This is a genomic window from Methanobrevibacter thaueri, assembly GCF_015062915.1.
Lineage (GTDB): Archaea > Methanobacteriota > Methanobacteria > Methanobacteriales > Methanobacteriaceae > Methanocatella > Methanocatella thaueri_B.
This window is the reverse complement of the sequence record NZ_SUTJ01000004.1, coordinates 21,482-33,629: the sequence shown is the minus strand read 5'-3', so window position 1 is coordinate 33,629 and position 12,148 is coordinate 21,482. Positions and strand designations below refer to the sequence as shown.

The window sequence follows — 12,148 nt, the reverse complement described above, 5'->3', positions numbered from 1 at the left end:
TTGAAAATAAAAAAATAAAAGATTAGTAATGACTTTGTGGAGTCATTCCTAAATGATGGTCTTCGCTTTTCTTACCCGGTATTCCGTAGGCATCTGCTCTACATTGGGTACATGCCCTGAATACTGGAATGATTTCTTCGACCTCTTCCCTGACCTTTTCCATCATGGAACAGTCTGGACGTGAATAATGTTTCATTTTTGCCAATGGAATTAAAGGTAAAACATTCATTAAAGCTGCACCACGTTTTTTAACTTCTTTTGCAATTTCAACGATATGCTCATCATTTAATCCTGGAATCAATACAGAATTCACTTTAACAACCAATCCATTAGCGGCTGCTTTTTCAACACCATCCAATTGGTTTTTGATTAATATTTCAACAGCCTCATAGCCTTTGTACACTTTTCCTTCATATTTAATGAATGAATAGATGTCAACTGCAATGTCTGGATCAATCGCATTGATTGTAACAGTCACAGAGTTCACTCCAAGTTCTGCCAATTTATCTGCATATTTTGGAAGTAAAAGACCGTTGGTACTCATACATTTGATTAAATCAGGCTGTTCCTTTGCTAATTTTTCAAAGAATTCAAATGTCTCTTCATTTGCAAGTGAGTCTCCAGGTCCTGCAACTCCGACAACTGAAATTGGACCGTCTGCGGTTACATCATTAATGTGGGTAATTGCATCATCTGGTTTCATTATGCAGCCAGCAACACCTGGTCTGTCCTCTTCATTGTTAATATCTCTTGTACAGAAGTTACAAAAGATATTACATTTTGGTGCAACTGGTACATGTGCTCTTCCGACTTTATCATGCATTTTTTCATTAAAGCATGGATGTGCTTTTGTTATATGTGCGAATCTTGAACCGTTATGTTCATTCATAATACCACTACTCCCTTAAATATAACTCCTGTTAATTTGTATTATTACGAACAAATATATAAAGTTTTCTACATTCCGCTGTTTAACTCACCAATAAACTCATGAGCCTTTTCAATCCAATCGTCCCTAATCAACTCATCAGTGGCCACAACACATACAATATCCTCAGCAGACAAATCTTTAATGATTTTGAAACCTTCAGGCAATATTCTGAAGACCGCATCGTAAACACGTCTTTGTAAATTGGAATGAGGATCATCAACGACAATTGACTTCAAGTCTGTGTAATCTCCCTTGATTTCAAGCTGATATCTGTTAGGTTGATAGATTTCATCTCTTGAAAACTTCTTCCATAATTCCTTAAGGATTTTTGGAAGGTAGTTCTCATTGTCTATTAAAATCATGGTTGTGTCATTAGCCTTGTTATAGGTTAAATTAGCAACATCCTCAAACAATACAACGCTTGAGGTTTTTCTCATTTTAATAGCTAAGACAAATACAGGATCATCAGGATTGACGTAAGCCCTCAAATCATCAACAGAAGCTCCTAAAACCAAATCCTGAAAGATTTGTTTAATGATAATCTCATAAACTTCTGCACCACGCTCATCATAGCATTCAACTAACATCGAACCAATCCCTTATAATTATTTATTATCTTGTCTGTGACCCATTCCTGATACTAAAAGAGCTGATCCGACAGCACCGATATGTTGTGAGTATTCAGGAACAATAACTTCAATTCCACCTAATGTTTCACTTACAGCTTCAACAAGACCGGAAATCAAACTTGTTCCTCCCACTTGGATTAATGGTTCACGAATGTCAATTTCCTGAAGTTGCTGTTCGTATACTTGCTCTGATACGGAGTGACATGCTGCAGCTGCAACATCAGCCTTGGAACCTCCGGCAGCAAGTGTGGTAACGAGGTCTTGAATACCAAATACAATACAGTATGAGTTAAGCATAGCTTTTCTCCAGTCACCTTGCACAGCCAATGGGCCGAGTTCAGTGATGTCAACATCAAGCCTACGTGAAGTCATGTCCAGGAATCTTCCGGATGCTCCTGCACAGATACCACCCATTGTGAAGTTGTCAGGAATACCGTTGTTAACTGTAATTACCTTGTTGTCCATACCACCGATATCCAATACGGTAGCTTCTCCTTTCTGACAGTCTGCAAGGTATACTGCACCTTTTGCGTTAACGGATAACTCCTCTTGAATGAGTTCAGCTCCAAATTCCTGACCCATTGTGAACCTACCGTAACCAGTGGTTCCAATACCATCAAGGTCATCCCAATCATAATCAGTTTCACCGAATGCTTCTGCAGCAGCGGTTTTAGCTGATTCGATAATGTCTTTGGTGGATGTCCAACCGGTTCCGATAACCTTGTTGTTTTCCATAAGAACCGCTTTTGTAGTGGTTGAACCGGAGTCCAAACCAAGAGTGAGTCCTTCTTGTTTTTCACGGGCAAGGATGCTTCTACGTGTAACAGTGGTGGCCAATGCTTCCATACGGATGAATAACTCATCAGCTTTTGTCCTTTCAGTGAAGGAATAGGTTACTACTGGAATACGAGTATTGTTTTGTATAAATCTCCTTACTTCATTTCTGACCAATGCTGCTTCTGCACATCTGAAACAGGTTGCAATAAACACTGCATCAGGTTTGCATCTGCCTTCCACAATGGCCATAGCTCTTGCAATCATTAATTTTAAACTTGAACTTTGAGCTGAAAATCCAAATTTTTCATAAGATTCATCAATGTAATCCAAATCGATTTCAGGAAGAATGATTTCAGCACCAAACTTATTAGCTGCCTTTTCTATTTCTTTTTGAATTCCACTATATTCAGTTCCGCATGAAACTAAAGCAATCTTAACCATTATTCTTCCTCCTTGTCAGTTTCTTCAAGTGAGTCTATAAACTCGTTGATATCGTTTACCATGACATATGTTTCATCCTGATTGGTTGGGTATGTGATTTCCAATACAGGAATATCCTTGTTTCTTAATAAAAATATGGACAATTCGTTTGTCCTTGCACATCCGATACAACCGAAACCATATGGAGCTCCGTCGACAATGATTGCCGCTTCAGCTTCGTCTATAAGTGGTCCGATAATTGCCATTCTTCCACGAACACCAGAAGGAACCTCAATAGCTGCGTACTTAAGTCCTTTAATCGGATCTTCTTCTGTAATGTTCATCGGTGGAGAATCAATCTCCGGATCTTTAATTTTTTGTCTGATTTGTTTTTGTAATACTAATGGAGTATGACCTTTTCTTTCAATTAAATCTGCTAAGATTAATGAATTTGGAGGATAAATAGCTACTTTCACCATAATTTTCACCTATTCTTTCTTATCTAAACATTCATTCATGATTTTTTTAAATTCGTCAACGTCAACCGGTTTTTTCTCTTCAATTTCAACTTCCTTAGGGTTTTCCAAGGCGTTTGAAACAAAACCGAGTATCTGGTATTCCTTTTCCATTTGGTGGAAACCTTCTCTAGGACCAAATCTATGACCTCTGCATCTTCTAGGATCACCTGGTGCGAATCCTCTTTCCTTTGTGAAAATGTGGTTTGGATCAAGTTTTCTAATCTCTTTTATCGCTTCGTATACATCCTCACTTTTTCCACTAATCATAGACCCATAACAAGTATTCTTTATTGTAAGCGGCAAATCAAGCATGTGAAATGCGGTGACAATTTCCTGTTCGCTTACATGAGCTCCCGGCCCAATAAAAATCATACGAGTGATTACATCAGGATCCCAATCTTCTGTACCTAAATCAGGACTCATGGTTAGATTCTGTGACATAAACTACAACTCCTTCTTTTAATTTTTCAAGATGGTCATAATCTGAAGTGATATCCCCAATAATATTTGTCGCTTCAAAGCTTTCCGCAGTCGGTCCGAATTCGGAATTATCCTCGAATCTGATACCGATTAGACCTGCACTCTTTGAAGCCATGTTAGTAATACCGATTTGACCTCTAATAACTTTATCCACAGGGTTGTTTTCAGGAATTAAACCCTTAGCTAATTTGTTATCTCCCTCAAAGATTATGATATGCATTCCAGGAACTGCAAAGTGAACCTTGATTTGACCTACAGGATTTTCAAGAAGTCCTGAGAGATACTTGAAGTACCTTACAGACCTTGGTGCATCTTCTGTGAATTTGATAGTACATATATCTTCTTTCTTGACTGCCTTTGTAATGACTTGGCCTTCTTTTAGAATATCGATTGTATGTTTAGGCATTTGTTCAACAATGATTGCATCATCATCGATAAGGCCATCAATCATGTGCTCAACACCTGCTGCAGACAGCATTTCTGTAGCCTCTTTCTGGGTCTTGTTTAATAGCATCAACCTTTGCTGTTCAGACTTGACTGTGATGAAATCATTTTCCCTTGCAATGTCAATGATTTCCATACCGTTAACTATATGCCCGACAGTTGTGTGATTTGGTGTCAACACTCTGTTTTCACGATATATGAACAGTTTTCCAACACCCACACCATCATTTCTGACGGTTATGGTTCCCCTGGTTCTAAGTGAAGTGTGTTCCTTAGGCTTGTCTATGCCTGCAAGGTCATAAAAGCCTATGAATGACTCACTGTCATATGAAACCTTTATCCTGCCGTCCTTTATTAATGAGAACAGGTGTTCCACACAGGTAGGGGATTCCTCATCAATGTCGAAGGAAATGTAGGTGTATAACTCATTGCCCTCTTCCAGAACAGTGCTCAAGTCAGATACTGAAGCGCTGTCTGTTGTTGTGCTTCTTTCAATGATCGGTTCAATACCTGTGACCCTATCGTCATCAGTTAACTCTGCCAAGGTCTTTTTACCACCGATTACACGAGCAAAGATACCCTTGTTGTATGGCGGAACACTATAAACATTCGTAGTGTTTTCCTTAAGCATGATTAAATGAGTTGACTCATTACTAAAACTAGATAAACTTAAAACAACATCCCCTTCAAAATACTTGTACTCGTCATGGGTAGGTTCCAAATCTGTTACAATCGGTCCGACTGCAACCTCAGTAGGGGTTGACCAGCGAATATCCAAGTCGACAAAATCGTCATATTGATCTTTCCACACGTCAACAAGAGGTTTTGCTTCCTCAGATTCATCCAATTGTATGATTATTGAACCCTTGTTTGTTTTAATTTTATACTTGCTAATATTCTTTTCCAGTTCTTTTTTACCTTTTATTAAGCAAATAATACTTCCTGGAGTATAAGGAGCATTTGTTTCATCAATTACATCCTGAATTGTTGAAGCATCTGCTACTTCTATTTCTTCTCCATTAATTTTAATTAACATACAATCTCCAATAAGAATTTTTAATATTATATATATTTGAAGTTATAGTATAAAATAATTATTTATTTGATTTTGAAAAATTATATAAACACAAAATTATAACATTAATATTATGAGGAGGAAAAATCATGAAAATTACTAAAAAACATATTTTTTCTTTGCTGATAATCTTAATAATAGCCATTAGCGCAGTATCCATGGCAAGTGCCTACAAGGGAACCGGTTTCAGCCACAACATACCAAGTTCCAAGTACCATGACATGTCATCTTCAGACATATTGGGCAACTATAAGAAAACCAGTTGCCATGTTGAAGAGACAGGAGTCTGCACCAAGGTGGTCGATGGTGACACAATTTATCTTGACAATGGCGAAAAAATCAGATTTGTAGGCGTTAACACTCCCGAAAGGGGCGTGGAGGGCTATATTGCTTCAAAGAATTTTGTTCAAAAATTATGCTTGAACAAAAAGGTCGGAATCGATGTTGATGATGCAAAACACACTGACAAGTATGGCCGTACACTGGGCGTTGTCATCGTTGACGGAAAAAACGTTAATGAGATGCTTTTAAAGGAAGGTCTTGCTGAAGTGATGTACATTCCTCCAAGCGAATTCTACCCTTATGACTGGGCGGACAGCTCCACTCACATTCCGAATTCATATAATACTTACACCCACACTTCAGACACCTCATCAAGCTCCAGCGATTCTGGAAGTTACATTGGAAACTCAAATACCGGAAAATTCCATGAGTCAAGCTGCAGATGGGGCCAAAGCATTTCTGAACACAACAAAGTGTCCTTTAAAAATAGAAATGATGCGATAAGTCAAGGATATCAGCCGTGCAAGGTCTGCAATCCTTAACTTCTTATTTTTTTTAAATTTTTAGGTAATGTTTGAATACAACAATCCAACAGAATAGCTTGCAATACTTTCCATAATCGGAACAATAACACAGATATCAATCAAGATGCCCACATATGGAATTGTAATCACAAATGATGAGACAACAGAAACAACTATTGCCAATGCAATCATTGCCAACACCCATTTGATTATGTTAAAGATACCAATGTTTCTAATGTCTTCAATGACCTTATTGACTTTTAAAGCCTCTGATAAGCTGTTATGATAAGCCAATCTTGCCTTTGCAAAGAACAATAGGAATTCAAATAGCAAGTAGGTAACCAGGATTATAACAAGCAGCAATCCGAAGGTTGCAAGAAAACTGAGAATCTTAAAATCATTAAGCAAGTTAAAGCTGGCAGGTGCCACTGTGGACAATAGGATAAAGAACATGGCAACTGGAACGATCATGTAAACCATTCTCAAAACCAATACCATTATGGAATCGTATATGTCATTCACCAGGTTAAAGGACGGAAACATCGCCGATTCCCGTGATCCAATCTTTATAATGTTCAGGAAATACCCCGGCACAATCAGGATAAATACGAAAAAGGCAATCCCACCAATTAACATCAAATAATTATTGTTCAAGAGTTTTCCGATTGGAATGATTGCTATCAAAATGAATAAAGTGAAAATAATTGGCAGTTTAGCGATGTTTTTAAAAGGATATTTAATGGAATTAAAAATTATTTTCGACAAATCCATAGTCAAACCTCATCTGAATATGAATACTGGATTTTTTTCTTGATTGAATACTTCAGCCTGCTCATCACCGTAATTCAACAATAGCTTGTTGGAGTCATTCACGTCCCCAACAACATTTGCCTCAATTGAATACTTGGCCAGATACTCCTTAATGTAATCGCACTTGTCCTCACTGGCTGTGAAAACAAAGCCTGAGCCTGGATATGACCTGAGCCAATCCACCCATTCGACACTTTCATTTCTAGGAATATCCTCCAGATTAACGACTGCACCTTTATTGGAAGTTTCCAAAAGCATTTCAAGGGTTCCGAGAATTCCAGGATTTGAAATGTCCTTTCCGGATTTGATGTAATCGTTTTCAGCAAGGTGCTGTACTGCTGTGATTTGGTCCTGAACCAGCTGTGGATCCTTGTCGTATGTTGTGTCCCAGTTTAGGCTGAACATCTCATGAGGCTTTCCGTCAAGGTCTATTGCAACAATCACCTTGTCTCCCTCTTCAGCTCCAAAACTGGTAATGATCTTGTCCTTTTGGGCAATTCCGACAATTGCAACACCCAATGAGTCGGCTTCACCGTCAGGGTGAAGGTGTCCTCCAACCATTGGAACTTTGAATTTCAAGCATCCGTCCTTAATACCATTAAGCAAGTCCTCATAGATTTCATCGTTGCTTATTGACATTATGTTAACCATTGCAAGTGGCTTTCCACCCATTGCAGCAATATCATTAACGTTTACAAGAACTGAACAGTATCCTGCCCAGTAGGGGTTCACATTCATTATGTCTCCCCAGATGCCGTCTGCCGCAATAAGCATTACCTGATTGTTTCCAATGTCAATGGCTGAAGCGTCATCCCCAATGTCAATTACAACATCTCCTGTAACATTATATGATTCTTTCAGTAGTGAGATTACATTGTCTATTGAGCTTTTACGAGACACGCCCTTAAATTCCTGAATTTCTTTTACAAGATTTCTAAAATCCAAAGTTTACACTTCCAGTTTAATTTATATAATTAATTTTGTAATTGCAATTAATATTTTTTATTATTTCAACGATTTCGTCCTTTACTTCATCGATATTTTTAAAATCATGGCTTTCCGGTTTATTGCCAAACAATTTGCTTTTAATATCTTGGCCGATGATGTCATCAAAACCACTTTCAACCTCAAAGATTATTGAATTCTTGACCTTGAATCCATCTTCCACGACCTTATCCAAATCCCCATCGGTTATTCCTATTACAGGTATATCAAATCTGTATAGAATGTCTGAAGATATCAATGTTGTATCGTCACCGACAGTAATCACAAGGCTGGAATCCCTGAAGCGGTATACATCCTCACCGGCATGGTCAAGAAATGTCACAGTGAAATCATTCGGCTTTTCAGTTGATATCACTCGTGGATTGACTTTAGCATGACGTAAAAGACCAGTCTTTATGATTGCTGAGTCCAAATCAACCTCTCCCAGCTTTTCGAGGCCGTGCTGTTTAAGCTCTCCTCCGACAATATCCACAATATGGTTGTCACGGGCAATTAATGTGAGCTGGTTGGAATTTGTCCTGCCTATAATAACACTGTTGACCATGATGTTTTCGCCCGGACTGACCCCATGCACAATCCTTTGGTTCAATCCAGGATTGTCCTGTTTAATGTGATTTTCATAAACCTCATCCGGCCAGACAATGTTCAATCTTAACCTTTGTGCCAGTTCGCTAGCCAATTCGCAGTCATTGTTCCATGGGATGATGCTTCCGTCATCCTCACCAGGCCTTTCAATCTGAATGACTGGAATGTCATTGTCATCAATCTTTTCTATGTAGTGATTGTAAACCTTATATCCGAAAACCTGACCTGTCACATCGGATTTTCCATAATTCAACAGGAATATGACATCAACATCGTCATCATGAAAAATCCTTAAAGAGTCGCTGGGAACCAGCTTGCGGGAAATGTCTATTACATTCTCAAGACTTGCATCGATGACAGCCGTACGGCCCATTGTTCCTCCAAGCCTTACCTTTATTTCACCGTATTCCTCAAGCAGATTGATCAGTTTCAAGGCATATCCTGAATCGATGATGTTGGGACCATGAACAACTATTCCTATCCTCATTTATTCACCTTGATTCTTTTCTTAAATATTCGAGACCCGCAAATTTCACAATCGTCGAACGGGTAATCATCAGCATATTCCCTCTTGCATCCTTCACAGATTTTTTTCCAATTGTAAATTCCCTTGATTCCATCAGTCATGACACCGGAATAGGGGATTTTCATGATTTTCAGCGCATTCTGTATGGTATAATCATCACTTATTACCTTAACGTCCCTGCCCTGTTCATGCAGCATGTATGCAAGTGAGATTAATTTCTTGTCCGGAATGGATAATCTTAAAATATCACCAGACATAGATATAATATCATTAACACTTGATATGTACTCATTTGGGACATCTTGTATGATGAGATTGCCTTCTTCAAGAGCCATGTCAAATGTTAATCTGGATTTAAAATCTTTGATTTCAGATGTTATCTCTGGAACTGTATAATTATTTTTGGAAACGAGTTTAAATCCATTAATAAAAGCTGATGCATCTAATACATAACAAATTTCCATATTACTATATTTCATGTTATAAATTAATAAAATTATTCACTTGTTGGAATAACATTGGAATAGGTTTGGAAAAAGATTGGAAAAAGCTTGGAATATTATTATAATAGATTTGGAAAGGATTTGGAATAATTTATTTAAATTCCAATGGTTAAAATTAATAATACCAAAAAATCATTGAGATTTTAATAAAAATCCCATGAATAAGGGAGATGAAAAAATGAATTTCCAAACTGACATAAATAATGACATCAAATTCCTTGCAAAATCAGAAATTCGCTTGAAGATCCTAAGCGAATTATACAAAGAGCCAAATAATGTACGTGGTATTGTTAAAATAACAAAAATAACATACAGTTCTGTTTCAAGCAACATTGGCAAGTTAGAGAAGAACAATCACATTAAAAAGATCAATAACAAGTACCATGTCACACCGATGGCGGAGGTGTATTTGAAAAGCTTAATAGACTTTAAGAATAGCATTGACATGATTAATGATTACGATACATTTTGGGATAAACACAATCTAAACCAGCTAAGCCTCGACTCCGTGAAAAACATTACTGATTTGAAGGAGTCCGAATTAATAGAAGCAACACCAACAGAAATCTTTAAAACCCACAATACCATTAAAAAGCAAATGCTCAAATCAAAAAACGTTAAGGCAATATTTCCATATCTACACCCAGAATATCCTAAATTAATCGAAAAGGTATTGAAAAACAAGGGTACTGTAGAATTAATCATCCCCCAAAACATTTTCAAGGAACTGATCTTCAGGATTGACGGAAAGGTAAGAAGGGATGCTATTAAAAAAAGAAAACTGAAGGTCTATAAATTTAAGCAAGATTTGAATTTATATTTAAGCATTTGCGATGAGAACATTGGACTGGGCTTATTCAAGAATGACGGCAGCTTTGACCAGAACAGAATCCTTATTTCAAGCAATAAGAAATCACATGAATGGTCCGAGAAACTCTTTGAACACATCAGGCAGCAGGTGATATAATGACAAGTTCAGAAACAAAACAGGAATTGACACGTGAGTTTAGCGGACTTAAATACATCCTGACCTCAGGCATGCGTTCAAAACTATTGCTGACCATTTATGAAAATCCGAAAAATCTTGACGATTTGAGAAATGAACTGAAAAAGCCCTCAGCAACAATATTACATGGACTCAAGGAATTGGAAAACAGCAATCTTGTTAAGAAAGTCCATAAGTATTACGAACTGACATCCAACGGTTATCTTATAACCACAAATATGATCAAACTCATTGAAAATTGGTATTCGGTTAACAAAGGCAAACTGTTCTGGAACAACCATGACTTATCAGGGATTCCGGATGACATGCTGAAAAACATATACCTTCTGAAAAATGCAAGATATGTAAATTCAACAACAAGTGACCTGTCAAATGCTATGAATGCATATTTAGCGCAGATTTCACAAGCGCGTAAATTGAAAATCATACTTCCAATTTACTCAGAAAATCACTTTAAACATTTGATAAAATTATTGGACGGGACAAAGTTGGAAAGTTTGGAATTGGTGATTAGCGAGGAACTCGAAAGATCTATGAATCAGAATGAATACTTTAAAAACTCACTTCTCAACAACGAAAAGGTGAAAATAAAGATTATCAAACGCAAAATCAAAATATTCTTAACCTTTTCAGAGGAATTCGTTTGCTTGACCCTGTTTTTTAAAGACGGGCATTATGACGATTCACAGTTGTTAATTGCCAATGACAATGATGCCTTAAAATGGGCCTTGACTTTATCCACCTATTATTAACAGCAAGAGGCTATAACATGAATATGGAAATACCTAAAAAGATAAAGGTTTGGAATGTTAATAATAAAGAATTGTATTATTTGTTAAAAGGTAGAAAAGGCGGTAAAACTACTATTGATATTATTGACATGATTCTAGAAAAACCTTGCAGTAGAACTCAATTATCTAAAGAACTTAACGTTGACTATAAAACTGTAACATACCATCTCAAGATTGTGTGTAAATATAACTACATCTCAAAGGAGAAATTTGAGCGAACATACTTTTATGCGCCGAGCGAAAAGTTATTAAAAGACATCAATGAATATTATCACATAAGAAAACTAGTCGAAAATGGAGAATAATATGTCAAGTGAAACTTCAAAAATGCATCAAGAACAATCATCCACAGACATCACCTGCGGCTTAATAACACTTAGTGACAGCAGGAAATCTGAGAAACTGGATTTGTCCGGAAAATATATTGCAGAAGAAATCGAATCAAGATACACCTTAAAATCAAGGAAACTGATTCCTGATGAAAAGGAAGACCTGATTAATGCAATTGACGATATGGTTAGTGAAGACATTGACGTCATCATGACAAATGGTGGAACAGGTCTTGATGTCCGTGACATCACTGTAGAAACTGTAGAATCACTTTTTGAGAAAAAAATAGATGGTTTTGGAGAACTATTCAGGGCAAAATCCTTTGAAGAAATTGGTTCAGCAGCGCTTCTTTCAAGAGCAACTGCAGGAATCTATAAAAAAACAATAATCTTTTCAATGCCTGGCTCTCCGAATGCAGTTAAAACAGCATTAAGTTTAATAATTGATGAACTACCTCATTTCGTTCATCATGTTAAAAAATGATGAAAATAATATTTCATCATATTTTTTTA

15 protein-coding genes are annotated in these 12,148 nt (G+C 37.0%); 5 read left to right on the top strand and 10 right to left on the bottom strand.

The features are described 5' to 3' along the window. Positions 1–22: 22 nt before the first annotated feature. From E7Z78_RS03765 to E7Z78_RS03740, 6 genes are all read right to left on the bottom strand, one after another. Positions 23–889, bottom strand: coding sequence for a radical SAM protein (locus E7Z78_RS03765; protein WP_303723855.1), 867 nt, complete (start codon positions 887–889; stop codon positions 23–25). Between the two features lie 68 nt (positions 890–957). Beyond that, the gene (locus E7Z78_RS03760) at positions 958–1,518 is read right to left on the bottom strand and encodes a methanogenesis marker 17 protein (RefSeq protein WP_303723854.1); all 561 of its coding nucleotides are present in this window, start codon (positions 1,516–1,518) and stop codon (positions 958–960) included. An 18-nt stretch (positions 1,519–1,536) separates the two neighbouring features. Further along, positions 1,537–2,778, bottom strand: coding sequence for a methanogenesis marker 15 protein (locus E7Z78_RS03755; RefSeq protein ID WP_303723853.1), 1,242 nt, complete (start codon positions 2,776–2,778; stop codon positions 1,537–1,539). Then, positions 2,778–3,236 (bottom strand): methanogenesis marker 5 protein, encoded by a 459-nt coding sequence (locus E7Z78_RS03750; RefSeq protein WP_303723852.1) that lies wholly within the window; start codon positions 3,234–3,236, stop codon positions 2,778–2,780. Before E7Z78_RS03750 ends, E7Z78_RS03755 begins: the two co-directional genes overlap by 1 nt. 9 nt (positions 3,237–3,245) lie before the next feature. Beyond that, positions 3,246–3,716 (bottom strand): methanogenesis marker 6 protein, encoded by a 471-nt coding sequence (locus tag E7Z78_RS03745; RefSeq protein ID WP_303723851.1) that lies wholly within the window; start codon positions 3,714–3,716, stop codon positions 3,246–3,248. Continuing rightward, positions 3,688–5,235, bottom strand: coding sequence for a methanogenesis marker 3 protein (locus tag E7Z78_RS03740; protein WP_303723850.1), 1,548 nt, complete (start codon positions 5,233–5,235; stop codon positions 3,688–3,690). The genes E7Z78_RS03745 and E7Z78_RS03740 overlap by 29 nt, the downstream gene beginning before the upstream one ends. 128 nt (positions 5,236–5,363) lie before the next feature. Here E7Z78_RS03740 and E7Z78_RS03735 point away from each other — a divergent pair, with 128 nt between their 5' ends. Then, complete coding sequence (locus tag E7Z78_RS03735; RefSeq protein ID WP_303723849.1) at positions 5,364–6,098, top strand: thermonuclease family protein; 735 nt, start codon at positions 5,364–5,366, stop codon at positions 6,096–6,098. A 21-nt stretch (positions 6,099–6,119) separates the two neighbouring features. Here E7Z78_RS03735 and E7Z78_RS03730 read toward each other — a convergent pair whose 3' ends face one another. Genes E7Z78_RS03730 through E7Z78_RS03715 form a run of 4 tightly spaced genes read right to left on the bottom strand, consistent with a single transcriptional unit; the run spans position 6,120 to position 9,470 of the window. Further along, positions 6,120–6,851 carry a DUF4013 domain-containing protein gene (locus tag E7Z78_RS03730; RefSeq protein WP_303723848.1) on the bottom strand — a complete coding sequence of 244 codons (732 nt, stop codon included), beginning with the start codon at positions 6,849–6,851 and terminating at the stop codon, positions 6,120–6,122. 9 nt (positions 6,852–6,860) lie between these two features. Further along, positions 6,861–7,835, bottom strand: a complete 975-nt coding sequence (locus E7Z78_RS03725; RefSeq protein WP_303723847.1) for a methanogenesis marker 2 protein — start codon at positions 7,833–7,835, stop codon at positions 6,861–6,863. A 16-nt stretch (positions 7,836–7,851) separates the two neighbouring features. Further along, complete coding sequence (locus tag E7Z78_RS03720; RefSeq protein WP_303723846.1) at positions 7,852–8,967, bottom strand: DUF2117 domain-containing protein; 1,116 nt, start codon at positions 8,965–8,967, stop codon at positions 7,852–7,854. Then, a complete protein-coding gene (locus E7Z78_RS03715) occupies positions 8,964–9,470 on the bottom strand; it encodes a ribonuclease VapC (RefSeq protein WP_303723845.1) in 507 nt (168 codons plus the stop codon). Before E7Z78_RS03715 ends, E7Z78_RS03720 begins: the two co-directional genes overlap by 4 nt. Before the next feature lie 217 nt (positions 9,471–9,687). On the opposite strand from E7Z78_RS03715, the gene E7Z78_RS03710 reads away from it, so the two are divergent. From E7Z78_RS03710 to E7Z78_RS03695, 4 genes are read left to right on the top strand one after another with little or no spacing between them, the layout of a single operon-like run. Continuing rightward, entirely contained in the window at positions 9,688–10,476 is a 789-nt protein-coding gene (locus tag E7Z78_RS03710; RefSeq protein WP_303723844.1) for a winged helix-turn-helix domain-containing protein, read from the top strand. Continuing rightward, positions 10,476–11,267: a winged helix-turn-helix domain-containing protein gene (locus E7Z78_RS03705; protein ID WP_303723843.1), complete on the top strand. Its 792-nt coding sequence runs from the start codon at positions 10,476–10,478 to the stop codon at positions 11,265–11,267. The genes E7Z78_RS03710 and E7Z78_RS03705 overlap by 1 nt, the downstream gene beginning before the upstream one ends. Before the next feature lie 17 nt (positions 11,268–11,284). Beyond that, positions 11,285–11,611: a winged helix-turn-helix domain-containing protein gene (locus E7Z78_RS03700; protein ID WP_303723842.1), complete on the top strand. Its 327-nt coding sequence runs from the start codon at positions 11,285–11,287 to the stop codon at positions 11,609–11,611. A gap of 1 nt (position 11,612) precedes the next feature. Continuing rightward, a complete protein-coding gene (locus E7Z78_RS03695) occupies positions 11,613–12,119 on the top strand; it encodes a molybdenum cofactor biosynthesis protein B (RefSeq protein ID WP_303723841.1) in 507 nt (168 codons plus the stop codon). Positions 12,120–12,148 lie beyond the last annotated feature (29 nt).